This window comes from Paenibacillus turicensis, assembly GCF_017873435.1.
Classification (GTDB): domain Bacteria; phylum Bacillota; class Bacilli; order Paenibacillales; family Paenibacillaceae; genus Fontibacillus; species Fontibacillus turicensis.
On sequence record NZ_JAGGKG010000010.1, the window covers coordinates 26,279 to 50,565 of the forward strand.

A 24,287-nucleotide genomic window follows, 5' to 3' on the forward strand; every position below is an offset into this window, starting at 1 on the left:
GTTGTTAACAGCACTTATCCATCAATCATTTAAGGATTGATCCAATTTCAATACCTTTGCAGGCTTTTTATGCTTTTTTGCAATCTGCAAGTACGTATCAAGTTCTCTACATAGTTGTAATAAGGTAGAACGAAGCTCAAATTCCTCTCTCGATGATGGCAGCTCCATTTTCTTAAAATATTGTTCTAGCTCATGTAGCATTTCTTCCGTTTGTCCCGTGTATACCTCATTTAGCACATCTTCACTTAACTGGTCAAATAACATCGCATTGACTTCACCTTGAGGCATCCGCTGATAAACACGAGACAACAATTCCAGCATATACTCTACACGTTCCAACTGTTGGCTACGCATGTAAAAATAAATACTCCACGTCTCATCTGGGTTCATCATCTGGTTTTCCAGTACGCGATGGGCAGTTAATCTTCCTTCCTCCACTCGCTTACTTGCCTCAATTAACTCTTTGCCATCCCACACATGATACGGATCACGTAAAGATGCAGCCATTTGTTTAAAAATGACCGCAAATAACGACTCGATTTCACTGCGTAGCTGTCTGAGCTTACTTTCACTTTTAGGCATATAAATAAAATTAACTAACGTCGCATACCCCAAGCCAATAATTAACAGCTCCACTTGAGTTAGCAAAATATGAAAACTGAGCGCTTCTCCCCCAAACACCCGAAAGACAACAACAGAGCTAGTCACAATGCCATCTTTAAAATGAGCTCTCGATAAAATAGGAAAGGCAATTAATATGTATACCGCTAATACCCAGAAATGAAAGCCAAGAAAATAGAACAAAACAAATGCCATTAGCAGCCCTAATAATGAAGCAAAAAAGCGGGACGACACCGTCATTAAGCTTCGTTTGCGCGTAACATCCACCCCTAAAATCGCCAGCAAGCCAGCGGATAAAGGCGCTTCAATGCCAAGTGCATCTGCTGTAAAAATAGCTAATAAGGTTGCAACAGCTGTTTTTATGACTCTAAACCCCATCTAAACCATCCTTTGATTAATGCTAATTATGGTGTAATGAATATTAACATGGTACTAAATTTAGTGGGGTTAAACAATGGGTTGTTCAAGGAATCTAGAAATACAACGTCGAATAGGAAGTATAGTTACTTCTGTTTCCGTTAACGGGTGCCTTTAAACGTAGGGTTCATTGTTTCTAGTAAGGAATAATTCAAAATTTTTTATAAAATTTTATTGAAATGAGGGAGAAATGTTGGAGGAAAATGAGTTATATGCTTATCACCTAGTTACTAAAAAGAAAATGTCGCTTGGACAGATAATATCCTTTGATGACAATCAAAAAAACACCTTATATCATTTCTTTTTTGAGAAAGAACGACGCAATGCCCAAGGTGAAGATTTTATCCAGATTCTATACGGTCATTATACAGATGAGGGCTTGAAGATGAGCAAAGAAGATGCAGATGTAGCGGTAAGTTATGTCGGACAAACGATTAGGGCGATTAGAGAAGTTATTGTTGAAATGGTTAGGCTGCAAGAATATCCTCAGTACCCTTCTAGATTATCATGCTTATACGCTACCAGAAGTTATGAAGATGCTTTGGAATGGAAAAAGATTTTTGACTCATACCATCGAAAAGTCTTACAGCTTGTTAAATTGCGAGTGATAGGAAGTTATTTTGAAGGAGACGGAGAACTTTTACCTAAGGAAGACGGAGCTTCCTTCTCTGTAAAGATCGAGCAAGCCAGAGAATACTGGAGGGGAAATGTAAAAAATGAGCTTCCTGAGCTATTAATAAACGGTAGAATTGAAGTCATCGAGATTGTTGAAGATTTTACTGACTAGCCAGTAGCCCAATCCCCTCATTATTTGTTATATTCATGCTCTAATAAGGAAAATAAGTAGGAATCATGAAACTTTCCTTTAGCCCATATATGTTCTCTTAAATGACCTTCTTTTTTCATTCCTATTTTACTTAAAACCTGTGCGGATCCAACATTAGCAGGACGACACGTTGCATATACTCTGTGTACTTTAAATTGTTCAAACGCTAACCTTAACAATGCTCTTGATGCTTCACTTGCATAGCCGTTGCCCCAGTATTCTGGATTAAAGCAATAACCGATCTCAGCATTTAAATCTTTCATATAAATTCCACATCCACCTATGAATTGGTTGGTTTCTTTTAATATGACTGCCAATTCAAAATCAGTTCTCTTTGTAGATTGCTGCTTTTTAAGTTGTTGATTCACATACGATTTAGTATCATCTTCATTGTTTGGTCCCCAAAGCATGTACTCTGTTACTTTAGGATTAGATGCATATACATGCACATCTACCCAATCATTTATGATAAGATCACGAATGATTAATCTTGAGGTTTCAATATGTATCATGAGTTCTCCTCTTTTCCTTTTTCAATTGCCTGAATATCTTGATCTGTCAAATAATCGCTCTCATCATCTAATTGGTTTTCAAGTAACCAAGATAAGAAGCTCTTAGCCACAACTTTATTTTTGTCATTAAGATGATTCAAAATTTTTTGAAGTTCGTCATTTGGGATGCTCATTATAGAACCCTCCTCATTATCTAATCAAACTTATTATACTTCAGAGTAATTATTCGTTCCAAAAATTCTATTCCTTCCACAGTCTTGTTACCTCTTTTAGTTCCAAATCCTCAAATTCCATCTTATATATGTCTGGTTTGCTTAATTGATTCAAAAAATCAAAGTCATAATCTTGATCAAAATAATTCATCATTAAAGTCATGACCAGCCCATGGGTCCCAACTGCTATTTTCTTTCCTTTATGCTCATTTAAAATAGATTCCAAAATTGCAATAGCTCTTTTTTGACACTTTGCATTTGACTCTGCACCCGGCAAAAAATAATCAGGGTTTTTAAAGCCCTCTCTTATACTAGCCATTAACTCTTCAAACTCAATCATTTCTGCCCCAAAGTCAAATTCACGAAGATCTTCAAATGTTTCCACCTGTAAGTTTAAATGCATCGCCAATCCCTCAACGCTCAGTATTGCTCTAGCATAGGGACTGGATATAATCTTGTCTATTTTTTCATTTATAAGTAGCCCTGTTACTTTTTCAATATCGGCCTTGCCTTTAGGCGTAAGTCCTCTTGTTCTCTCCGTTCCTTCATCGTACGGTGATTCAGCATGCCTAACCATATAGATGTTTGTTTTCATAAAGCGCCTCCTTTGAGGTCATATGTAATATTTCTCTTCAACTCTTTCAGTTTTATCTCTGAAATCAGTATATTTTTTCTGACCAAGTATAGTTATCCTTCCATCATTAATATAACTAAGCAGTCTCTTTCCTTCCTTTAATATCTCCTGTTTTTCTTGCTTTAAAAAGACTTCTCTGTTCCTCAAATCCTCTAACTGTTCATCGAAATCATAAATAATATATTTAAGAGCTATAATTCTAAAAAAAGAATAACCTTCACTATATTTATCATATATTTGCGAACATGAATGAATAAATTCGTCCTCTTCTGAATATATCAGCGTCGTTAATAGATCCTTAATTCTAAATTCCTCATAGGATTGAAATTCAAGAATTCTGATAAGACAATTTTCCAACTCATCTGTTACAAATTTTGATTTATAGTTGAGGTTTATTAGTGTAAAGTAATCCTCTTTCCCTAAAACATATTCAAGTTCATCTTCGTTGTCATACAGCCATTGCTCAAAGTCTAATATTGATATTTCGTTTCTCAATACCGAAAGTAAGCATTCCCTGATTAGTTTCATAAACATCACCTACACTTCTTCAATTTCCAAAACCTCCTAGCTTCATCCTACTATTATAGGAAATCTATCACCTTTTTCTGTAAAAGTCCATGCCACTTCATATGTAATCATGATCCTTTAAATTTTATCTTATAAGCACAAAATTAGTTTTACACGGGTTTTATTGACTTTATATTTTTACCCCGGTATAATTAATGAAAGATTTATAGGAGGACTGTAGGATGAATAATGACAATACCAGCTTTAACTTTACGGCATTTATGGGAACATCTATGGTTGCAACAGGTTCATTACAGCAAGTTATATCAAGTGTAAAGGATACATTGGAAGAACGTGATTTAATGCAGGTGCTTATTTTTAACGATACAACTGGAAAACAAATTGATGTTGATTTTCGGGGAGACACTGATGCTGTATTAGAAGGATTAAAAGAACATCTTGGTATTTTTCCAGATGCAGTACTAAACGATAATACTCCTCGCCGCCCTGGTCGTCCTAAGCTTGGTGTTGTTTCCGGTGAGGTTACGTTGCTGCCACGTCATTGGGAATGGCTTAAAAGTCAACCAGGTGGTGCTTCGGTAACCATAAGAAAGCTAATTAATGAAGCACAACGAACTGGAGGCACACAAGGAAAAGTAAGAGCAGCGCAAGAAGCAACCCATCACTTCATGACAGCCATGGCTGGAAACTTCCCGCAATATGAAGAAGCTCTTCGCTTTCTCTATGCAGGCGATTCTGATCGTTTTCACCAAAGCATCAAAGCGTGGGCACCAGATATCAGAAACCATATTCATAAAATGGCTGTTGATGCGTTTCCTGAGCAATAAATTTGAATAAAAACAGATAGGGTACCAGAAAAATTGGAGGAATATAGAAGATGAACATCTTAAGAGTGAATAATGTAGAATTGGCCTATGACAGCTTTGGAAACGAAAATAATGAGGCAGTGATTTTAATTGCTGGTCTTGGAACACAGATGATTCGCTGGACTTCTACCTTTTGCTATAGTTTGGCAGAGAAGGGGTTTCGAGTGATTCGATTTGACAATCGTGACGTTGGATACTCAACACATTATAATCAAAAAATAGATTTTGAAGCCTTGGCAGCTACACTCATGTCTGGGCAACAGCCGGAAATTCCTTATACTCTCGATGATATGGCTAGAGACTGTATTGGTCTGCTTGATGCCCTTTCCATTGGTCAGGCGCATGTCGTAGGCAGGTCAATGGGCGGGATGATCGCTCAAATCGTCGCAAGTCAATACCCTAAGCGAGTTTTATCGCTTACCTCAATCATGTCTAGTTCTGGTAATCCAACTCTTCCCCAAGCTTCTGCAGATGTCATGGGGTTGATGACGAAACCAGCACCAAACCCATTTGAGGATGAAGCAGGATTTCTAACACACAGCCTTTCTTTTGCAAAACGAATTTCAGGTACTGGTTATCCATTTGAGGAGGAGCAATACAAAGAACTCATTTTAGAGGAGGTTAAGCGAGCATATGATCCTGGGAGCGTTGGGCGGCAAATTGCTGCGATTGCTGTCTCGGGTGATCGTCGTTCACGGCTGGCTAATGTAAAAGTACCCGCACTGGTCATTCACGGAACCGAAGATCCCTTATTTGTGCCCGCATGTGGGGAGGACACGGCATCCGCTATTCCAGACGCTGAATATATGCAGATTGAAGGAATGGGACACGATCTACCACATCAACTTTACGATGTCGTGATTGAGGCAATTATACGAACGGCTCGTAAGAAACGGTAGGTAAGTTTTGAACATTCAAATCGTAGTTTAAATCCATTTATGAGATAACAATTGGAATGAGAATTAATTCAAGTAATTCAAAAAAGAATTTTTAGAAGACGTTGTTTGCGCAGCGTCTTTTTACTCTCTCCTTGAAATTGAAGATGGTAACAAATATTCTACGCATCAAGTTCTTAATATTGTTTTTATACCATTTTTCAAATCTTCAAATATAGGTTTTTGCACTATATTTATTTCCTCAATATTAATATCTTCTAGGAATTTAAATTCAAGCCTTAAAGATTCATCATTGTCATCATTATAAATAAGTCTGTTACCCTCAAGAACTTGCCCATTTAAATCGGCTTTAGCATTAAATAAAAACATGACAAAAACAACTTCATTCCCATCTGGGTACCTATACTTCATACGAGGACCACTGTATACGGTATATAAATTGTATTCTTTTATTTTTAATCCTGTTTCTTCATATACTTCACGGATCATTGTCTCTTCAATAGATTCACCAGCACCCATTCCTCCACCAGGAAGTCCCCAATCACCATAATCGGATCTTCTTTGAAGCAATATCCTATTTTGTTCGTCTAGTATAATTGCTCCACCCGTTACTATAATTTTCACCTTTTAGTCTCCTAACTGTGCTATAGATAAACATAATTAGTTTGGAACCCTTGTTTACTCAATTGAATCTTATTGTAAAATTTTATTGTATCGTCCCAATAATAAGCCTTCTTACATCTGAGATTTTGTTAGGCATATCTGGAATACAATGATTTAATATATCTAACAAAGCAATGATATCCTCTAGTTTAGAGATCAGTCTCCAATTTTCATTTAAATACCCACCTGAACCCATGTAAGATTGAATAAAATGACGTTCAAACAAGGAGTTACTATTTTCATAACGAAGCATATTTCCAATATCGACATAACGTCTTCCTGCAAATGCAAATTCCCAATCCAATACGGCCGACACTTCAACCCGATTCGAATGATCCAGCATCAATATATTAAGTCCATTAAAGTCAGAATGAACTAGAACTGAAGGCTCATCAACTTCAGACAATAATGAACTATGCTGAAAACAAAATGCTCGAACCTTTTCTGTCACTTCTGTTCCTAACCAACGGCCAGCTGCTCCTTCATCAAGACTTTCTGAAATAAAAGAATTAAACTCATCTGTATCCATAGTAAAAGGATCAACGATTGAAAGATCTCCTGCCAAAGAGCCTGAACATTGAAATGTATGAGCATGTATGCGAGCTAACACACTCCCAACAGCATCTGCAGCTTGCACAATTTGGCGTTCATCCCCTTTTTGCAAAATATCTCGTAACAGCACCCCCTCCTTCCACTCTAGTAAAGACCAATCATAATCTACTATATTTCGTGTTGTATCAAAGTAAACGTAGTCAGCTACAGGTACAATTCCGCTCAATCTATCAGCTATTGCTTTTTCTTTTGATGCAACTTCTACATCACCATTTGAAATTCTTAAAATGAAAGGTGAAGCTATCCCCTCGACTTGCACTTTATAAATACCGCTGCTTAGGCCAGTTTCTGTTCTTTCAATCTTGACGAGTTGTCTATTTTTAAACACCTGATTAATCATAGTTCTGATGCTCTCATCATTAATATTTAGCTTTTTGCTTGATCGTTCCCAAGAATCCTTCATGATGTTTATCTCCTAACTATTTATAATGGGTAATTTATGGTGGTGAATTTTGTTTCTATTAAAGGAAATCTAGCATCTTAATCTTGAAAAGTCCATCTAATGATATCTGATTTAAATATTTGCAAAATAATAAATTTTAAGACTTGCACCTACAGTTACTGGAGGTTTTATAATTTAATTATATTTCAAGAAAGGAAGTGATGTTATGTATTCTTCTTTAGTGGTTGCTTTAATATTATTTGTGCTTTGTCTTCCTGGCATATGGCTAATGAGTAAAAACTCAGTTGCAGACTTTATTGCGCAATCAAAAGGCAGCATTTCTGAAAGGAATTTTTTTATTTTAAACTTTTTGGTCATGACAATTTTTATAAATCTATCCATATCAGCAGGGATTTATTTTGGAAGTAAAATCGGACTTAAAGATTTATTTTTAGAAGGTATCGGTAATGGGAACATCATCCTAATCAATTTGTTACAACAGGTGGGGGTTGGTACTGTCGGTGGGATAATATGTGGATTGGTATGGGTTGTGAGCTATTATAAATTCATTCGAAACCGAATGGATAAGACTTCTGTTCAAGCCTCAGAGCAACTAAGACAACAACTTGGTCTTACGGTACAGATCACTTCAGGTGGGATCGTAGAAGAGATAATATTCCGTTGGGGGTTACTAAGTTTAACCATGTGGGCCGTGCTAAAACTAATTCCCTCTGAAGCTATAGCGTTTTGGGCTTCTATTCTTATCACTGGAATCATATTTGGTTTAGCCCATTTACCTGGATACGTCGAAAAAGGCTTCGTTATATCACCATTTTTAATTTTTGTAATGCTATATGGAAATTTATGGGTTTCCATTGTGTGTGGATACCTTTTCTGGAAATTCGGCATTATTGCCGCTATCCTTGTTCACATGCTATTTCATGTGGTCTGGTATCTATGCGAGCTTAAAAACAAAGGCAAAAATGAAAGGGAGACAATAAATTACTCATGAAGTTAATAGAATATATTTTACTTTGTACTACCATTTTAGGTTGGATCCTCGTGCTTTGGTCAGGTTCTCAGTTACGTCCACTTAGAGCACGTATAATTGTTGCTATTTTACTTGTAACACTGCTTTTACATATATTTATTGAAAACTGGCGTTTGGCTATGATCCCAGTATATCTCTTTTCAATCTCACTCATGATATATAGCTTATTTAAGAAATCTAAATTAACTTCATGTCCTCCAAAACGAATTAAAACAATTTTACTCAGCTTCCTGTCTTTACTTGCTGGAATGCTATGCTGGGGAATAGCGAGTGCACTGCCTCTATTTCAATTCACTAAACCAAGTGGGCCTTATTCTGTAGGTGTTATGGACTACACCTTGACTGACCCTGATCGTAAATTTGCAAATGGGGCCCATCGCCAATTAAATGTACGCATCTGGTATCCTGCTAGTGATGAAGGTACAATTTCTGCTACCTATATTCCACAAGCCGACTTATGGGCGAAGGTAATTAGGCAAGAATATGGAGTATTTTGGTCGCTATTACTCAACAGCTACCGACATCTGGAACTGCCTGCGCAATACGCTGCTCCTTTCTATAAAAAAAGTGGTAGCCTTGATAAGCTTCCTGTCGTTTTCTACTTGCATGGCAATCAACTTGGTGCCGGCTTTACTAGTACTTTCCAAGCACTTGAATTGGCAAGCCAAGGTTATATAGTGATTGCGCTTGAGCATCCTGGTACAGCATTTTTAAGTGTATTTGATGAAAAAAGCTACATTACATTTACGCAAGCATTTAAAGGATTGCCTGATAACTTTAATGCCCATAATACAGCTTCCCTTTCAATCATTAGAGAGATGCAAGCTGATGTTCAATTTGTACTAGATTATTTACAGCATATTGAAGACAATGAGCCAAATTCACCCTTCTCGCGTGTAATGGATTTTAATCGAATTGCATTGATTGGTCATTCCTTCGGAGGGGCAGCGGCAGCACACATACTTACGAATACATCATTTGCAAAAGTCGCTATCAATCTAGATGGCTATCTTTATGGGGAATATCCTGATAAAGCTCTGGAAGAGACTCAACTAAAGCCACTGCTGATTTTAAATGGTGGACTTGAAATTAAAGGTTTAGAAGAAACAATGACAGGCTTGGAGAAAGAGCGGATTATACGCCATCGTCTATTAGGGAAGGAGGGACTTGAGGTTACCCTCCCAGAAGCTGGACATCTAAGCTTCACTGATATTCCCCTCTACTCACCGCTATTAAAGCCACTCGCCCCAGATATTAGAGAGCAACACCGCTTAATTAACGAGCATACGTTAAAATTTCTGGAACAGCATTTATAGCACTGTAGCAATGATAAGAGTAAGTGACTGAACAATGTTTGACAAAAAAGAAGAGCAGGAAAATTCAAAATTGTTTTTCCCTCTCTTCTCTATTAAACTGTTTCCCCCTAAGAAGCCTTTTATGATCCTCGAACTTCAATCCTGGAGACTCGTTATATCCATTTCCTCCATCGCTTGATTGCGATCAAAATCCACATAAATCTTATTAATCTTTTCACTACTTTTTTCTACAATAAAGCGCATCTCATAGTTCTCTATCTTCAAGTTGTAGCTGTCTTCTGCTTCACCATTATAGGTTTGTTCCATATTATCTCCATAGACCTTTTTTAGTTTGTCTAAATGATCTCCAACAGCGATGCCTCTTTTAGTTGGAATATTTTTTAATTCTACAGAGACTATGCGACCAGTTTTAAGTGTTTCATTGTATAAATAATCGAATAGGAAATCTGCTTTATTTTTGTTTGGATAGGAGACTTGTAACCAAATAAAACTGGTATTATTACTTTTGCCTGATATAATATGCTTACTATTTTCAGTTTCTTTCCCAATTGGAATAGAAAGCTTAGCAGACAGTACTTTTAGAGGAGTACGATCATTTAATATGAAACCATTGTAATTTATATCTAGGTCTTCTAGTGAAAATGGGGCTATTTTAGAGTTATCAGTTGGGATGTTTTCAGTTGGATTTTGCTTTGACTCTAATTCTTGTTTAGCTTGTTGATTCACTCCGCTGTTACTGATTGTTTTAGTGTTTGACCTACTTGGATCATTTTTGATTGAATTACTGTTGCAGCCTGACAGTATTATGAGAGTACAAAGAATTAGAACTTTGAAGGATAAAAAAAATCTTTTATTTATCATAGATATATTTCTCCTTCTAATGGTTTTACTGAACAACCTTCATTCATGAAGCTAAACTTAATTAAACCATTAACCACAATGATCTCAAAACTATAGATGTCTTCCTCGCCCTTCCTTAGTATAGATAAATCAATGACTTCCCATTTTATGTCTTTCATTCTATTTTCCTATGTGTACTTTTCTTCTGCTATATAATTAAATTTTAAAGATGTTAACCCGATATCCAATAGTATCTCTTCCTTGATTAATCAATGCATTTTACATAAATATTTTTATATATACCAACTAGATACTCCTTTTATTCTATTCTCTCTTCCATACTACATCTTCATATGAAAGTACTTCACCGGAAATTCCATCTATTGCTAGCATGTTACCTTTAAGTTCTTCTCCACCACGTACTAGCTTAAGCAAGTACGTCCCTAAACTTGTAATGCTCCTAATTGATGACCTGTAAGTCAATATAATATTATTATCAATAATCTCACCAGTGAAGTTCAGCCTTCTTGTTCTAATGTCTTCTGCCTTTAAAGTATTAGTGTATCTTGCGATTATCTCTCCTGAAAGCTTATGTCCCTTTTGTGAAACAAGAATGCTTAACTCACATTTGAAATTTTCTGGTGTCAACTGAACAGTAGATTTCCAACTACCTGCAATGAGGACTCCTTTATATACAATAGATTCAAACCAAGGAGCTATTACATATAAAAACATCTTAACTATTATCCATAATATAAATGATGTCAGAATTCCACTTACAATTCCAATTACAATTTCCACTTTGATATACCTCCAAAGTATTCAATATTTGCATTTGATTTCTGCAAAAGTTCCTTTATTGCTGACGTTCAATTTAGTTAAATGTATGTGATAGGGCGACGATATATTTCGAAGTGTTCCTCTGAACAAGCTTTTGCAGACTGAGGGCTAAATGGTCCGATGCGTGAATGCTATGTTTGCAAAGTAAATTATAACCTATATAGAGCAATTACATTTATTGAAACGTTAGGAAAGACTACCGTAGAGTGAACACCAATTTGACTACTTAGCTGAGTAAACATATCTGTCATACCTTGAACCATCTGGTCTATTTTACCTTCAGCAACCTGCGGAAAACTAACAGAATCTTTTCTTTCTTCTTTTGGAATTTTACAAACCTGTGCCAGTAGTCTCCAATCTTGGTCAGGAGAAAACCCATATTTAAATAATAAATCTTGTTTAGTGTCAATTAAAAACGACTCATTGATTGGCCCAACAAACTTAACATCTTTCTCAGAGGCACACTTAGAACGAGCCATTATATGAAGTGGAATATTGGTCAAACCTCCTCCGACCATCTCTTTCATAAGACTTATTATTGCGTTAATCTCTAATGGATTTGAATCTGCACCAAAAAGTCCTTTCATTGAATCAAGCCCAAACTGGATAGGTGTCTCAGTAATTAATTGTAAAGCTTCATCTGCTGTATGTCCTTCTTTAATAAGAACTCTTACCATTTCAGCAGCTTGAACCTGATTCATCATTTCAATGAACTTTTCCAAAGCGGAAGCCACACTACCCAAGTAAGAAACATCTTCAATTTTTGTTCTACAAGTTAATTCTATAAAATCTCCTGGTTTAAGTGATTCATATAATTTGCCCCTTGGCTTCCAGTCATGTGATTTATAAATATCGAGGTCTTTCAACAACTTATTCTCTTTTAAAGCATCAATAAGAAGTGAAAATTGGTAATGACTTAGTATTTTAGTTTCAGAATTCTCTATATTATTTGAATTAATGCTAAGAAAGTTTGGTGAGGCTTCTCCAGAAAGATTTAACTTTGTCTTGAGAACATTAGCTATCAATGTTTGTATCAATCCGGATGTCTCATCACCGATTGATATTTCCCCGGTTACACCTCCTTTTAAGTTCAAAGCATTTTGATTTGTTTTAGCACTCACTTCTTTCTCAATAATACTGTCAGTAATCCCCCCCATTAACTGAGAACCAATTGACAAAACCCTAGACTGATCAAGATAAATAAAATCTCTCACATCGTTTTTCATTTTATAACCTCTATTCATATAATTGATATTGCCTATTTCCTATTTACGAAGTTTTACATACATCCCATTCAAGTTAAATCTAATATATAATTTCTGTTTATTATCTAAACACTCACTCAGATTAGTACAAATTGTAGTTCACTCGCATCACATCTACCCACTTATGTATAACTCAAATTCTCTATATTTCCTCCACTTTAAAAAAACTATTATACAGCATCCCCCACCCCAGTATACCTGTTTTTCAAATTACAGGAAATAAAAATCCATAAAAAAAGAGCCCTAAGACGGATATCCCATCTTAAAACCCATTTCTTCGCTTTATATTAATTTTTTGTTCACTATCCTCCTTCACAATCTCACTCATCCCCACAACCCCTACGACTGCCTAACCAACTTCTTTTCCACATACACCACCAGCTGGTACATCCCCGTTGCTACGATCGCAATAATGACCAAGCTTGCCATGACAAGCGTAAAATTAAACACCTGAAACCCATAAACGATCAAATAACCAAGTCCGATTTTAGCGACTAAAAATTCCCCAACAATGACGCCTACCCAAGCCATACCGACATTTACTTTAAGCGTAGAGACGATGGTGGGAAATGAGGCTGGCAAGATAACCTTTCTAAATTCCTGCTTGCGTGTTGCGCCAAAGCTACGAACGACCTTTACCAGATTGACATCAACCTCGTTAAAGCTGTTGTAAACCACCAATGTCGTGACAATGACCGTTATCGATAAGGTGGTGATAACAATCGCCGTAAAGCCTGCGCCAAACAACACGATGAAAATCGGACCTAGCGCCACCTTCGGCATACTGTTAAACACAACCATATACGGATCTAACACTTTACATAAAAATGGTGACCACCATATCATCACTGCCAAAATTGTACCTAGCAACGTCCCGAATATAAAGCCAACGGCAACCTCACCTACCGTCATAAATAAATGCGGCCAAAGCTCCCCACTCACAACATCCTTCACAATTTGTCCGCCGATTTTAGAGGGATAACTAAAAATAAGGACATCAATCCATTTTAGCTGACCCGCAATTTCCCATAAGGCAGTAGCAATAAATAATATGGCAAATTGAACCGACCATACGGCATGACGTGTACGTCTTTTTTTCCTCATGTGGGCGTTATATTGCTCATCTAGCCATGCCTGACGCCCATCCGTATCCCGATTTATATCATGATTACCGTCCATCATATGCCCTCCCTCTCATGATCGGCTTCAAGCTCCGCCCATATTTCATGAAATAGCTCATTAAAGCCCTTTTCTTTACGTGCATAAAACGGGGCAATTTGAGCGATATGAGAAGGGATTTTAAAGGATTTTCGGATTTTCCCTGGCTTTGCGCCTAACACAATGACACGATCACTCATCGCAATCGCTTCAGATAAATCATGCGTCACTAAAATGCCGGTTTTTCTTCTTTTTTGCAAAATGTCTACAACAAGATCCTCCAGCTGTAGCTTCGTCTGATAATCTAACGCCGAAAATGGTTCATCCAGCAGTAATAAATCAGGATTGGTTGCTAATGTCCGTACTAAAGCTACTCGCTGACGCATTCCCCCTGACAGTTGATGAGGGTGAAAGGAAGCCGTACCTCCCAGCCCCATTCCATCAAGCAACTCCTGCGTAAAAGCGATGTTCTCAGGTGTTAATCTCCCTGTTAATTCTAGCCCAAGCACGCAATTATCTAAAATCGTTCTCCACGGAAATAAATAATCTTGCTGTAGCATGTATCCAACCTCTGCACAAGGGCCTACTACCTTTCTGCCATGGACCAATACGTCTCCACTGGAAGGAGATATTAATCCGGCAATGAGCGATAACAATGTCGTTTTACCACTGCCGCTAGGCCCAACCAGACTGACAAATTCACCTGGCTCTACCGCTAAATTAATATTTTCCAGCGCCAGAACTGCTTCACGCTGACTGACATATACAAGATCCACATGTCTCATTTCAACAACAGAATTCATCCTGACGTGCTCCTTCCATGACATATTATGGGTGCCTATTTACCGCATTTTTAGCAAAATCATTATTAACGAGCTTTTCCATCGGCACTCGTTCCTTTAGCTCCCCTGCGTTTTCCATAACATCGAGCAAATTGTTCCATGCCTTTTCAGATAACATTGGGGTAGCAGCATAGGATTGCTGTGTTAAATACCGTTTAATTGCACTTGCCAATACAACAGGATCGCTATCCTTAAAGTGTGGGGCAATCACCTTTGCTGTCTCCTCAGGAGAATGAAGTACAATCCATTTCTGAGCTTTTTGAATCGCATTTGTAAATTTCTGAATACTTTCTTTATTTTTATCAATAAAGCTTGCTTTCGCCATATAGACGGTATAAGGCAACTGTCCACTTTCAGTACCAAAGGAGGCAACGACATGTCCTTTTCCTTCTAATTCGAAAATCGAAGCCTGTGGTTCAAACAACTGGACAAAGGCCCCGGTGCCTGATGCAAACGCAGCCGCAATGTTAGCAAAATCGATATTTTGGATGAGCTTCAAATCCTGCTGAGGGTTGATTCCATGCTTCTTTAACGTAAATTCACTCGTCATTTGTGGCATGCCACCCTTGCGTTGCCCTAGGAAATCCTTATTTTTAAGATCCTCCCATGCAAAGTTCGGCATATCTTCTCTAGACACTAAAAATGTACCGTCCGTTTGAGTTAGCTGTGCAAAATTAATGACAGGGTCCTCGGCTCCTTGTTGATATACGTAAATCGATGTCTCTGAACCAACCAGCGCAACATCAATGGCTCCTGACAGCAAAGCAGTCATCGTTTTATCTCCACCCGCTGTCGTTTGCAGCTTTACCTCCAAGCCTTCCTCAGCAAAAAAGCCTTGTTCAAGCGCTACATATTGTGGTGCATAAAATACGGACCTTGTTACCTCCCCTAACCGAATTACGGTTTTACCATTATCTCCCGAACAACCCGCAATTAGCGTAGCAAGCATCGTTATTGCAATCACAATTCCAAACACACCTTTTTTCATTACAATCACCTCCTGTAATCTAGAGTAATCATGATGTATTTCCAATTTAATGCTCCATCATATGCCACGAATCTTAAAAGCGTTATAAGGACAAATACCACGATTTTAAGGACAATATACAGAAAGAGCAAAAACACAAACAAATCCTATGTACAAAAAAAGGATGTACTCCATCCTAGAGATGAAAGCACATCCTTATTTTTAAATTTTAAAAATTAAAATCCACTTAAAGCCCATAAATCTTAAAGCCCATAAATCCCTTTATACTTTTGCTCTAAATAGTCTGCTAAATAAGTAGGGTTTAGGGGTTCACCTGTCACGCCTTCAATGAGTTCGGATGGTGTACGGCTCTTGCCATATTTATAAATTTTATCAATCAACCATTCACGAATAGGTGCGAAGTTGCCCTCTCCTACCCACTTCTCAAACTCAGGTAATTCCTTCATCATCGTATTCGCAAATTGAGCGGAATACATATTCCCTAACGCATAAGAAGGGAAGTATCCAAATAGCCCTGCTGACCAGTGCACATCCTGCAATACGCCAACACCATCGTTTGGCGGCGTTATGCCAAGATAAGCTTGATATTTTTCATTCCACACGCGTGGTAACTCACTTACTGGCAACCCTTCGTTGAAAATCATTTTTTCGATTTCATAACGAATGATGATGTGTAGGTTGTACGTTAATTCATCGGATTGAATCCGGATCAAGGAGTTTTTGACTGCATTAATCGCCTTGAAAAATTGATCCAATGGTACTTCGTTTAATTGCTCAGGGAAGTGCTTCTGCAAATCGCCATAGTACCGTTCCCAGAACGGACGGCTACGTCCAATCATATTTTCCCAGAAGCGAGATTGAGATTCATGAATGCCCATTGAGGTTCCTTGACCAAGTGGTGTACGCGCTAACTCATCACTTACATTTTGCTCATAAAGTGCATGTCCACCTTCATGTAAGGAGCTGAACAACGCATCCACAACATCATCTTCAATGTAATGCGTCGTAATTCTAGCATCCCCTTGATTTAGAGTGGTTTGGAATGGATGCATACTTTCGTCTACACGTCCCGCTTCAAAGTCATAACCGATTTGCTCCAAAAGGAACAAACTAACTTTTTCTTGCTGCTCCTTCGGGAAAATGTTGTGTAAAAACTCTGTATCTGGCTTATGTCCATGCTCACTAATCGCAGTTACAACAGGCACGAGACGGTCACGTAATTGACCAAATACTTGATCGACCTTTTCTACCGTAAGACCAGGCTCATACATATTAAGCAACGTATCATAGCGGGTATCCTTAACACCCCAGTAATCAATAAACTCCTGAAGCTTCGCTACGATCTTGGTCAAATATGGCTCAAAGCCCACAAAATCGCCACTTTCCTTGAAGTCCTCCCACAATGTTTCTGAATTTGCGGTTAGTTCTACATATTCCTTGTACTTCTCTTCAGGAATTTTTACGCTACGATCGTATTCTTCCTTTGCATCCTTCACAATGCGCTGCTGTGTATCACTTAATTGCTTAAATGCATCGTCTTCTAACAACTGGGACAAATACCCACCCATCTCCGCTGACGTTTGCAATTTAAATGCTTCTGTAGATAATAAGCCAATTGTTTCGGAGCGTGGCGCTGCTCCTTTTCTTGGCGCACCTGTTCTTAAATCCCATGCCATTAAAGCAACAGCTTCTTGATAACTACTAATTTTTGACAATAAAGCCGCAAAAGAATCCCATACTGCTATAACATTTATAGCCATATCACGTTTCACTCCTCAAAAAAATTTATGTACCCTACTTGATGATACTGATTACAAACCGTATAATCAAATTTTGAAATGAGTTTTATCACATTTTACTATTTTACTACATCTATTTAGGAGGGGATAGTCCCATGAGCAACCTTAATGAAATCCTGGAATACAATCAGCAGTTTGTACAAAACAAGGAATATGAAAGTTATATGACAGACAAATTTCCGGGTAAAAAGATGGCGATTGTCACCTGTATGGATACCCGCCTAGTAGAACTATTGCCACGGGCAATGAATTTGCGTAATGGTGATGCTAAAATTATTAAAAACGCTGGTGCTGTTATTTCCCAGCCTTTTGGTAGTGTTATGCGAAGTGTTCTTGTTGCAATTTACGAGCTTAAAGCAGAGGAAGTATTTATTGTAGGTCATACAGGCTGTGGTATGGCTGCGCTTGATTCTAACCGAGTGATCTCCTCTATGCGCGAGCGAGGCATCTCTGAGGATACGCTAAGCACATTAGAGAACTCAGGGATTAAGCTACAAAAATGGCTTCATGGCTTTTCTAATGAAAAAGAAGGAATTATTGGCACGGTTAATATTGTGAAAAAACATCCACTTCTACCTGCTGGTATTCCTGTTCACGGGTTGTTAATTGATTCTGCAACTGGTGCGCTTGAGCTTGTTATTGATGGGTATGAGCAATAAGCTAGCCATTTTTAAGATGCCGATTTCGTAAAGCGTATTAGTATGAGAGTAACATAATTTATAACAATAAATCTAAAGTAATTAAAGCTGGAGTAACATAGCAAGCCGTATTGACCTCATCAAACGTATGGGTGTCTTGCGGCTTGCTTTTTATATATAAAATTGGCTAAGCTATAGTTTAACGAATAAAAGTAGTACGGATATGAACATAGATTCTACTATGGCTATACATACAACATAGATTGGAAATGGAGTTGAGCATGAAATGAATTCGAATATGGAGATTACAGCCAAGCTTGAAACAGTAATGAACAGCTTAGTACTTGACCTTACTGAGTTAAAGGTTAGAAGCTGCCTTATTGCATATCAAAACACTTTGCTTATGGAGCATTACAGAGAATCGCAGTTGAAGCAGGAAATTGCTAAAATTAATTCATGTACGAAAAGTATTGTGTCTGCATTAGTTTGCATCGCGATGGATAAAGACTTGCTGCCACCACCTGAAACACCGATCTCCTCCTTCTTCCCACAGCTCCAACATGATCCAGATCCACTAAAAAGGGAGATCACTATCAAACACCTACTCACAATGAGTGCTGGCTTTAGATGGCAGGAATTTAAAGGGATTAACTCCTTTCCTAACATGATCAAAACCGCAAATTGGTTAGATTATACCTTATCACAGCCATTAGCTCACGCACCAGGTACATATATGGAATACAATTCAGGTTGCTCCCAGCTGCTTTCAAGTCTAATTTCACAAGCTGCGGGCTGTACAACAGCAGAGTTTGCAGAACAATATTTATTTGGACCTCTAGGTATCGACAATTACGAATGGGAATATGATCCCCAAGGGCTTCACACAGGTGGTTTTGGCTTAAAGCTAAAGCCAGAGGATATGTTGAAATTTGGACAGTTATTTCTAAATTTAGGGGAGTGGCAAGGCAAGCAGCTCATTAGCGCAGATAAGGTCAAGCGTGCTACCACCCCATTTATAGATACCAATGCCCCAAGAAGAGGACAATATGGGTGGCATTGGTGGGTGGACAGCTATGTACCAGAGGCAGATAAGGTAGTTGATAGGGTCAATAATACGGGGGGCAATTCAGTTCACAGTGGTGAAAATCAACGCACTACCAGTATGACTTTAGATTATTATTATGCTTTAGGCTTTGGTGGACAAAATATTTTTGTGATCCCCTCCCTTGATCTAGTCGTCGTCATTACGCGTGATCAGACAAAACGGGGCAAGCCACCTGTGGATATTTTCCGCCAGTATATTGCCCCAAGGATTAGTATTTGATTACAAACTGATCACATAATGTAGTGAGCTTCTCCCTTTGAGCTAATTTTTGTAACCAAACCTCTGGAATCGCGTTTAGCCCATATTTTAGCCCTGCCATCGTTCCAGCAATAGCGGCAATCGTATCGGTGTCTTCGCCAAGATTGACAGCCTCCAATACGGTCCCTTTATAGCTGTCATGCTTGAAAAAACACCATAACGCCGCTTCAAGCGAATGAACAACATAACCATCTGATTTCACTTGCCCTTCTTCCCAAGTTAAGAAGCTTTGATTAAAGATGGCTTCATAATGATGAAATTCTTTCCCATATTGAGATTCTGTACGTAAATGAGTGTTGCAGAACGAAATTGCCTTCTCTAACGCGTTAATTGGAAGATCATCACGAATTAATCCCATTAGAAACGTGATGTAAAAAATACAGCCAAGATGAGATCGAGCATGACGATGAGTCACCTCACACCACTTCTCAACCATTTGTTTAATTTTAACGGATGAGTCCTCAGCTTGAAGCACGAAAGCTAGCGGTGCAATTCGCATTAATGCACCATTTCCATTGTCACTCTCATGTGATCCCCCACACCGATGAGCAGGTGCACCGTGAGTATATCGAAAGATGGCGTCATCCGTTGCTCTGCCAATATCAAACATTTCACCATAAGGGGTCCAGTAGCCCTGTTCCTTGTAAGCAACAAATTTTTGCATCAACTCATCTTGCCCTTGGTTATGAATTAAATTTTCAATTAAGCACATCGTTAAAGAGGTATCGTCCGACCATGTCCCTGGAGGTTGATTGTATGTACCGTAACCAATCATGTCGTCAACATAGTAGGTTGATCTTGCCCTGAACTCCATAGGCACTCCTAACGCATCTCCGACTATTCCCCCAAATATTGCCGATTTAAATTTAGACTCAAATGACATTTCTATCCCTCCTGAAAGTAATTACCCTAAAAGTGGAATCGAGAATCTTCGCTTTTCAGGTTGACAAATAAGAGTTTACTTTTGTAAACTAACATCAGACTACAGTTGTAAACCGGAATCATTATTAACACAATTAATTATTTTAAGATAGGATGGGGTATTTATGCTTGCGGACAAAATTGCCAATGCGGAACTCGAGGTTATGCGTATATTATGGAAACAGCAAGAACCAGTCTCCTCGTTACATATTCGCAAAGAGCTAGACCAAACAAAGGGCTGGGGTAAATCAACCGTGCTAACACTGCTACGACGCCTCACAGATAAAGAGGTCATTACAGCGCATAAGCGTGAAGTATTATACTATAGCGCAAACATTACAGAGGAAGAATACACTACCTTCCATATGGAAGAAATGGTAGATAAGCTCTATCAAGGCAGCGCTAAAAGTCTTGTTGCTGCTTTAGTGGAGCATGGTAAGCTTAGCGATGAGGACATTAATGAGCTAAGTCAATACTTCAAGATGGAGGGTCCTAAGTGAACAACTTCAGCGATTTATTTATCGTCTGTTTATCGTTATCCCTTGCCGCTACCGTTATTGCGGGATTGATTTATGTCGTGCAAAAAGTAGCTAATAAAAGACTTACCCAAACTTGGAAATATTACATTTGGCTCATTGTACTGTTACGGCTCGTCATTCCAGTTGCACCAGAAGGAAGCATAATTGGGACGTTATTTAGCCCATTGCAAGAGCAAAATTTAGCTTCTGATTCCTTAGTGCCTGTTTTAAATGAAACTAGACAACTACAAGAGGATAAGCACACTTCGGCTTTGGAAATTACAACACCAACACCTGCTACTTCAGGTTCCGCTAGTTCTGTTGGTTCTGTTACTTCTGCTAGTCCAACTAGCTCTGTTACTTCCCCTGCTTCATCCACAACAGGTGTATCCTCCCTCTCATCTACATTATGGATGACACTATCAATAATGTGGCTTGTAGGTGCTGGGTTGTTGTTTAGCTGGAAGATCGTCGGTTATTTACGTTTTAAACGAAAACTAAATACCCAGCAGGTTGCTGTAAAAAATGAGTTCATATTATCCGCCTTAGCGATAGCAAAACAAAAGAAAGGGATTTATCTAGATGTCCCTGTATTTCAAAATCCACTCATCACTTCACCTATGCTGGTTGGATTACAGAAACCGTGCATTGTTTTGCCACAACGTGAATTTACCGAGCAACAGCTAGATTACATTTTTTTACACGAGCTTACCCATCTAAAGCGTGGTGATTTATGGCTCAAATGGATGGCACAGCTTACATTATGCTTACATTGGTTTAATCCAATCATTTATAAGCTAGTAAAGCAGTTTAATCAAGCGTGTGAATTATCTTGTGACGAAGCCGTCATTAAAGGAATGAATGTGCAGCAAAAGCAAGGTTATGGTGAGACACTGATTGCATTAGCGGCTTCTAAGCAAGCTTCTGGCGCTTTTGTAGGCACGATGAGCACCGAAAAAAATAATTTAAAGGATCGATTAACTTCCATTATGCAATCGGAGAATAGTCGTAAACCACGTCTCATTAGCATGTTAGCAATAAGTCTCGTGCTCATTGTTAGTACAATTTTTGTGGGCTCAGCTACACCAAGTATTAAAGCATCCCAAGTGGATTATGATTTTTCCAGACTAAAAATTAATGATATTTCACTGGGGCAAAATGAACAGGACATTCATACAGAGCTGTATACACCTGTATCAAGCAATGCATCATTGAAGTATCAGCATCAATTTGAGGAGTTAAGCTATCAAACAGATTCAGAAGGTCGAATTGTTGCCTTTATGAATACAGTTTATTCAAAGGGAGCTTATATTCCTTATGTTAAAGTTGAGCAAGAAGAACGCTTCTCACCTTTTATCCTGAAGTCGCTTACCGATTTGGAGAGTCTGCTTGGGAAGCAAAAAAGCACATGGTATGATCGAGAGCAGAAGCTTAAAAGTGTCACCTATCAGGACACTATGAATCAGATTCAATTAAGGGCAATATACAGTGATCAAAGTAAGGAGCTTGTATGGTTGCAGGTGGAATATACAACAGAGCATCCAACGAAGCTATACTCAGATTACAATTTAGAATTATTAAGTCAAGCTAAAACACCTTATATTGGGGATGCATCAAAGGTAACTAAAATTGCAGGCTCACTGAACACGCCTTACCCCACTTACATTCAAAATTTTATTGCATTACAAACGACGAAGGAGCCTTATGGTGTAACGGTATTTTATGAACCACGTTCAAATGCAGAGCTTAGCACCTTACCTTCATTTTCGGATGATCGCTTTGAGCAACAGCTACGTAAAAATGCATTAGTATTGCTTAGTATGATTGATAATGCGGGGGAAGTTACCTTTGCGTTTCGTGCTACCCCATCTCCAGAAGGCGTATTGAAAACTGAGGATTATAGTAAAAAAATCACGTTTGAGCGACAAACACTTGAGGCAGAGTTTGGTGCCTTGAAGGAGTTAGGGAACGATCTGGATAAGCTAGATAAACTATTGTTAAACTGGAAATAAAATATATTGCATACCCTTATCGCCGACTAACAAGCAACATTGTTACACTGTAATGCGTCAGATAGACGGAGGTGTTAATAATGATAAAAAAAATGAGATATGTATTCATTATTTTATCGCTTGCTCTAATTACTTCCTGCAATAGCAGCCCACAAGATGACAACTCTCCATTTCCCAAAATCAAAGTGCCCTATAGTGCCGAAAAAGCGGTGCAAAATGGCGATGTTGTTAATTTGTTTGATAATCTTAAAAATATTGAAAAGTGGGATCAGTTTATGAAAAATGTAAAAGATAAGGCTCGTGATCAGGTGCGAATTACGCAATATACGATTGAAGGCGATCCTATTTTTTATGAGCTAATCTACGATGGTAATAACATTACATTTACGTATGACAACTCCTTAGATACTTACGGTCATGATCTAAAAAGACCAAGCTCCTCATGTAAAAAAATTGGAGCAAAACAAAATGAAGATGGTCAAGAATACTATAGCTTAAGTGGCTGTGATAACGAAAATGGAGAGTTTTTTTGGTTTCCGAAGAAATAAAATAAAGACAAAAAAGCTGATCAGAAAACTTTACGTTCTCTGGCCAGCTTTATTTTATTAAAACGTCAAATCACCATCATACGAAGCAATCAAGCGATATAATTCTGGACGGCGGTCGCGGAAAATCCCCCACTCGATACGCTGCGATTCCAACGCATCAAGATCAAATTCACTCACTAATACCGTTTCTTCTTCGCGGTTAGCTTCCGCAATTTTGTTCCCTTGTGGTCCTGCAATAAAGGATGAACCATAGAAGTTGATGCTGGAGTCCTCGTCCTCCTCTTTCCCAATGCGGTTAGACGCAACAACTGGGATCAAGTTAGAGGCAGCATGTCCACGCATACACATTTGCCAATGATCCTTTGAATCGATCGAACCATCTTGTGGCTCAGAACCAATCGCCGTTGGGTAAAACAATAACTCAGCACCCATCAAGGTCATTACGCGAGCTGCTTCAGGATACCATTGATCCCAACAGATACCTACGCCAATCTTCGCATATTTCGTTTGCCACACCTTAAAGCCAGTGTCACCTGGGTTAAAATAAAACTTCTCTTCATAGCCTGGGCCATCTGGAATATGGCTCTTACGGTACTTGCCAAGTACTTCTCCATCCGCATCAATGATGGCAACACTGTTATAACGTGCATAGTTTTTCTTCTCATAAAAACTAATTGGCAATACAACCGCAAGCTCCTTGGCAATGCCTTTAAAGTGATTAATCGCTTGATTTTCCTCAAGCTCTGTTGCATATGGATAATAATCCGCTTTTTCCTTTTGGCAGAAGTACGGGGTTTCAAATAGCTCTTGGAGCAAAATAATTTGTGCGCCTTGTGCAGCCGCTTCACGAACGAGCTTTTCTGCTTTCGCAATGTTAGCACTTATATCATTAGAGCAGCTCATTTGAGTCGCTGCTACTTTTACATTTCTCATGATTTTTCTGTCACCTTCTTTAAAATAGTATTGAGGAAAGGGTAGAGGGTGTTACGACCGCTGTTAAAGTATGATTGTAAGCAAAT

The 24,287-nt window shown here is 38.3% G+C and carries 26 protein-coding genes; 10 read left to right on the top strand and 16 right to left on the bottom strand.

Annotation, left to right across the window (positions count from 1 at the left end; all coding sequences use genetic code 11):
• Positions 1-21: 21 nt before the first annotated feature.
• Positions 22-999: an aromatic acid exporter family protein gene (locus J2Z32_RS11600; protein ID WP_210089330.1), complete on the bottom strand. Its 978-nt coding sequence runs from the start codon at positions 997-999 to the stop codon at positions 22-24.
• Between the two features lie 232 nt (positions 1,000-1,231).
• Between J2Z32_RS11600 and J2Z32_RS11605 the strand changes: the two genes are divergently transcribed.
• Complete coding sequence (locus tag J2Z32_RS11605; protein WP_210089331.1) at positions 1,232-1,825, top strand: DUF2441 domain-containing protein; 594 nt, start codon at positions 1,232-1,234, stop codon at positions 1,823-1,825.
• 20 nt (positions 1,826-1,845) lie between these two features.
• On the opposite strand, the gene J2Z32_RS11610 is transcribed toward J2Z32_RS11605, so the two are convergent.
• The 4 genes from J2Z32_RS11610 to J2Z32_RS11625 all read right to left on the bottom strand — a co-directional run bounded on the left by J2Z32_RS11610 (position 1,846) and on the right by J2Z32_RS11625 (position 3,750).
• Positions 1,846-2,373: a GNAT family N-acetyltransferase gene (locus tag J2Z32_RS11610; protein ID WP_210089467.1), complete on the bottom strand. Its 528-nt coding sequence runs from the start codon at positions 2,371-2,373 to the stop codon at positions 1,846-1,848.
• Complete coding sequence (locus J2Z32_RS11615) at positions 2,373-2,549, bottom strand: hypothetical protein (RefSeq protein ID WP_210089332.1); 177 nt, start codon at positions 2,547-2,549, stop codon at positions 2,373-2,375. The genes J2Z32_RS11610 and J2Z32_RS11615 overlap by 1 nt, the downstream gene beginning before the upstream one ends.
• A gap of 67 nt (positions 2,550-2,616) precedes the next feature.
• Positions 2,617-3,183, bottom strand: coding sequence for a histidine phosphatase family protein (locus J2Z32_RS11620; protein WP_210089333.1), 567 nt, complete (start codon positions 3,181-3,183; stop codon positions 2,617-2,619).
• A gap of 18 nt (positions 3,184-3,201) precedes the next feature.
• Entirely contained in the window at positions 3,202-3,750 is a 549-nt protein-coding gene (locus J2Z32_RS11625) for a hypothetical protein (protein WP_210089334.1), read from the bottom strand.
• Positions 3,751-3,971: 221 nt separating this feature from the next.
• Between J2Z32_RS11625 and J2Z32_RS11630 the strand changes: the two genes are divergently transcribed.
• Both J2Z32_RS11630 and J2Z32_RS11635 read left to right on the top strand, forming a co-directional pair.
• Complete coding sequence (locus tag J2Z32_RS11630) at positions 3,972-4,577, top strand: DUF2239 family protein (RefSeq protein WP_210089335.1); 606 nt, start codon at positions 3,972-3,974, stop codon at positions 4,575-4,577.
• A gap of 50 nt (positions 4,578-4,627) precedes the next feature.
• On the top strand, positions 4,628-5,515 hold the full coding sequence (locus tag J2Z32_RS11635; RefSeq protein WP_210089336.1) for an alpha/beta fold hydrolase: 888 nt from the start codon (positions 4,628-4,630) through the stop codon (positions 5,513-5,515).
• A 165-nt stretch (positions 5,516-5,680) separates the two neighbouring features.
• Here the strand turns inward: J2Z32_RS11635 and J2Z32_RS11640 are convergent, their stop codons facing one another.
• Positions 5,681-6,136, bottom strand: coding sequence for an NUDIX domain-containing protein (locus tag J2Z32_RS11640; protein WP_210089337.1), 456 nt, complete (start codon positions 6,134-6,136; stop codon positions 5,681-5,683).
• 82 nt (positions 6,137-6,218) lie between these two features.
• Complete coding sequence (locus tag J2Z32_RS11645) at positions 6,219-7,190, bottom strand: phosphotransferase family protein (RefSeq protein WP_210089338.1); 972 nt, start codon at positions 7,188-7,190, stop codon at positions 6,219-6,221.
• Positions 7,191-7,395: 205 nt separating this feature from the next.
• On the opposite strand from J2Z32_RS11645, the gene J2Z32_RS11650 reads away from it, so the two are divergent.
• Positions 7,396-8,181: a CPBP family intramembrane glutamic endopeptidase gene (locus tag J2Z32_RS11650; RefSeq protein WP_210089339.1), complete on the top strand. Its 786-nt coding sequence runs from the start codon at positions 7,396-7,398 to the stop codon at positions 8,179-8,181.
• Entirely contained in the window at positions 8,178-9,536 is a 1,359-nt protein-coding gene (locus J2Z32_RS11655) for an alpha/beta hydrolase family protein (protein WP_210089340.1), read from the top strand. The genes J2Z32_RS11650 and J2Z32_RS11655 overlap by 4 nt, the downstream gene beginning before the upstream one ends.
• A gap of 135 nt (positions 9,537-9,671) precedes the next feature.
• On the opposite strand, the gene J2Z32_RS11660 is transcribed toward J2Z32_RS11655, so the two are convergent.
• The 7 genes from J2Z32_RS11660 to J2Z32_RS11690 all read right to left on the bottom strand — a co-directional run bounded on the left by J2Z32_RS11660 (position 9,672) and on the right by J2Z32_RS11690 (position 17,229).
• A complete protein-coding gene (locus J2Z32_RS11660; RefSeq protein ID WP_210089341.1) occupies positions 9,672-10,397 on the bottom strand; it encodes a hypothetical protein in 726 nt (241 codons plus the stop codon).
• Positions 10,398-10,700: 303 nt separating this feature from the next.
• Positions 10,701-11,177: a hypothetical protein gene (locus J2Z32_RS11665; protein WP_210089342.1), complete on the bottom strand. Its 477-nt coding sequence runs from the start codon at positions 11,175-11,177 to the stop codon at positions 10,701-10,703.
• A gap of 188 nt (positions 11,178-11,365) precedes the next feature.
• Entirely contained in the window at positions 11,366-12,442 is a 1,077-nt protein-coding gene (locus J2Z32_RS11670; RefSeq protein WP_210089343.1) for a DUF6414 family protein, read from the bottom strand.
• A 378-nt stretch (positions 12,443-12,820) separates the two neighbouring features.
• Positions 12,821-13,585, bottom strand: a complete 765-nt coding sequence (locus J2Z32_RS11675; protein WP_425342998.1) for an ABC transporter permease — start codon at positions 13,583-13,585, stop codon at positions 12,821-12,823.
• Between the two features lie 74 nt (positions 13,586-13,659).
• A complete protein-coding gene (locus tag J2Z32_RS11680) occupies positions 13,660-14,442 on the bottom strand; it encodes an ABC transporter ATP-binding protein (RefSeq protein ID WP_210089345.1) in 783 nt (260 codons plus the stop codon).
• Between the two features lie 25 nt (positions 14,443-14,467).
• Positions 14,468-15,469 (bottom strand): ABC transporter substrate-binding protein, encoded by a 1,002-nt coding sequence (locus tag J2Z32_RS11685; RefSeq protein WP_210089346.1) that lies wholly within the window; start codon positions 15,467-15,469, stop codon positions 14,468-14,470.
• A 242-nt stretch (positions 15,470-15,711) separates the two neighbouring features.
• A complete protein-coding gene (locus J2Z32_RS11690) occupies positions 15,712-17,229 on the bottom strand; it encodes a carboxypeptidase M32 (protein ID WP_210089347.1) in 1,518 nt (505 codons plus the stop codon).
• Between the two features lie 134 nt (positions 17,230-17,363).
• Here J2Z32_RS11690 and J2Z32_RS11695 point away from each other — a divergent pair, with 134 nt between their 5' ends.
• Together J2Z32_RS11695 and J2Z32_RS11700 are read left to right on the top strand one after the other, a co-directional pair.
• Complete coding sequence (locus J2Z32_RS11695) at positions 17,364-17,927, top strand: beta-class carbonic anhydrase (RefSeq protein WP_210089348.1); 564 nt, start codon at positions 17,364-17,366, stop codon at positions 17,925-17,927.
• Between the two features lie 265 nt (positions 17,928-18,192).
• The gene (locus J2Z32_RS11700) at positions 18,193-19,230 is read left to right on the top strand and encodes a serine hydrolase domain-containing protein (RefSeq protein ID WP_245251404.1); all 1,038 of its coding nucleotides are present in this window, start codon (positions 18,193-18,195) and stop codon (positions 19,228-19,230) included.
• Here the strand turns inward: J2Z32_RS11700 and J2Z32_RS11705 are convergent.
• Positions 19,220-20,152 (bottom strand): ADP-ribosylglycohydrolase family protein, encoded by a 933-nt coding sequence (locus J2Z32_RS11705; RefSeq protein ID WP_210089349.1) that lies wholly within the window; start codon positions 20,150-20,152, stop codon positions 19,220-19,222. The two genes, J2Z32_RS11700 and J2Z32_RS11705, sit on opposite strands and share 11 nt — an antisense overlap.
• Before the next feature lie 163 nt (positions 20,153-20,315).
• Between J2Z32_RS11705 and J2Z32_RS11710 the strand changes: the two genes are divergently transcribed.
• The 3 genes from J2Z32_RS11710 to J2Z32_RS11720 all read left to right on the top strand — a co-directional run bounded on the left by J2Z32_RS11710 (position 20,316) and on the right by J2Z32_RS11720 (position 23,268).
• A complete protein-coding gene (locus tag J2Z32_RS11710) occupies positions 20,316-20,690 on the top strand; it encodes a BlaI/MecI/CopY family transcriptional regulator (RefSeq protein ID WP_210089350.1) in 375 nt (124 codons plus the stop codon).
• Positions 20,687-22,720 (top strand): M56 family metallopeptidase, encoded by a 2,034-nt coding sequence (locus J2Z32_RS22645; protein ID WP_210089351.1) that lies wholly within the window; start codon positions 20,687-20,689, stop codon positions 22,718-22,720. Before J2Z32_RS11710 ends, J2Z32_RS22645 begins: the two co-directional genes overlap by 4 nt.
• An 80-nt stretch (positions 22,721-22,800) precedes the next feature.
• The gene (locus J2Z32_RS11720) at positions 22,801-23,268 is read left to right on the top strand and encodes a DUF4362 domain-containing protein (RefSeq protein WP_210089352.1); all 468 of its coding nucleotides are present in this window, start codon (positions 22,801-22,803) and stop codon (positions 23,266-23,268) included.
• Positions 23,269-23,325: 57 nt separating this feature from the next.
• On the opposite strand, the gene aguB is transcribed toward J2Z32_RS11720, so the two are convergent.
• A complete protein-coding gene (gene aguB, locus J2Z32_RS11725) occupies positions 23,326-24,201 on the bottom strand; it encodes an N-carbamoylputrescine amidase (RefSeq protein WP_210089353.1) in 876 nt (291 codons plus the stop codon).
• Positions 24,202-24,287: the final 86 nt, after the last annotated feature.

Coding starts and splice junctions, on each gene's coding strand:
- J2Z32_RS11680 (WP_210089345.1), bottom strand. CDS start 14,442: ATGAATTCTGTTGTTGAAATGAGACATGTGGATCTTGTATATGTCAGT.
- J2Z32_RS11600 (WP_210089330.1), bottom strand. CDS start 999: ATGGGGTTTAGAGTCATAAAAACAGCTGTTGCAACCTTATTAGCTATT.
- J2Z32_RS11700 (WP_245251404.1), top strand. CDS start 18,193: ATGAATTCGAATATGGAGATTACAGCCAAGCTTGAAACAGTAATGAAC.
- J2Z32_RS11620 (WP_210089333.1), bottom strand. CDS start 3,183: ATGAAAACAAACATCTATATGGTTAGGCATGCTGAATCACCGTACGAT.
- J2Z32_RS11630 (WP_210089335.1), top strand. CDS start 3,972: ATGAATAATGACAATACCAGCTTTAACTTTACGGCATTTATGGGAACA.
- J2Z32_RS11645 (WP_210089338.1), bottom strand. CDS start 7,190: ATGAAGGATTCTTGGGAACGATCAAGCAAAAAGCTAAATATTAATGAT.
- aguB (WP_210089353.1), bottom strand. CDS start 24,201: ATGAGAAATGTAAAAGTAGCAGCGACTCAAATGAGCTGCTCTAATGAT.
- J2Z32_RS11655 (WP_210089340.1), top strand. CDS start 8,178: ATGAAGTTAATAGAATATATTTTACTTTGTACTACCATTTTAGGTTGG.
- J2Z32_RS11615 (WP_210089332.1), bottom strand. CDS start 2,549: ATGAGCATCCCAAATGACGAACTTCAAAAAATTTTGAATCATCTTAAT.
- J2Z32_RS11720 (WP_210089352.1), top strand. CDS start 22,801: ATGATAAAAAAAATGAGATATGTATTCATTATTTTATCGCTTGCTCTA.
- J2Z32_RS11635 (WP_210089336.1), top strand. CDS start 4,628: ATGAACATCTTAAGAGTGAATAATGTAGAATTGGCCTATGACAGCTTT.
- J2Z32_RS11690 (WP_210089347.1), bottom strand. CDS start 17,229: ATGGCTATAAATGTTATAGCAGTATGGGATTCTTTTGCGGCTTTATTG.
- J2Z32_RS11660 (WP_210089341.1), bottom strand. CDS start 10,397: ATGATAAATAAAAGATTTTTTTTATCCTTCAAAGTTCTAATTCTTTGT.
- J2Z32_RS11625 (WP_210089334.1), bottom strand. CDS start 3,750: ATGAAACTAATCAGGGAATGCTTACTTTCGGTATTGAGAAACGAAATA.
- J2Z32_RS11670 (WP_210089343.1), bottom strand. CDS start 12,442: ATGAAAAACGATGTGAGAGATTTTATTTATCTTGATCAGTCTAGGGTT.
- J2Z32_RS11675 (WP_425342998.1), bottom strand. CDS start 13,585: ATGAGGAAAAAAAGACGTACACGTCATGCCGTATGGTCGGTTCAATTT.
- J2Z32_RS11710 (WP_210089350.1), top strand. CDS start 20,316: ATGCTTGCGGACAAAATTGCCAATGCGGAACTCGAGGTTATGCGTATA.
- J2Z32_RS11695 (WP_210089348.1), top strand. CDS start 17,364: ATGAGCAACCTTAATGAAATCCTGGAATACAATCAGCAGTTTGTACAA.
- J2Z32_RS11650 (WP_210089339.1), top strand. CDS start 7,396: ATGTATTCTTCTTTAGTGGTTGCTTTAATATTATTTGTGCTTTGTCTT.
- J2Z32_RS11685 (WP_210089346.1), bottom strand. CDS start 15,469: ATGAAAAAAGGTGTGTTTGGAATTGTGATTGCAATAACGATGCTTGCT.
- J2Z32_RS11705 (WP_210089349.1), bottom strand. CDS start 20,152: ATGTCATTTGAGTCTAAATTTAAATCGGCAATATTTGGGGGAATAGTC.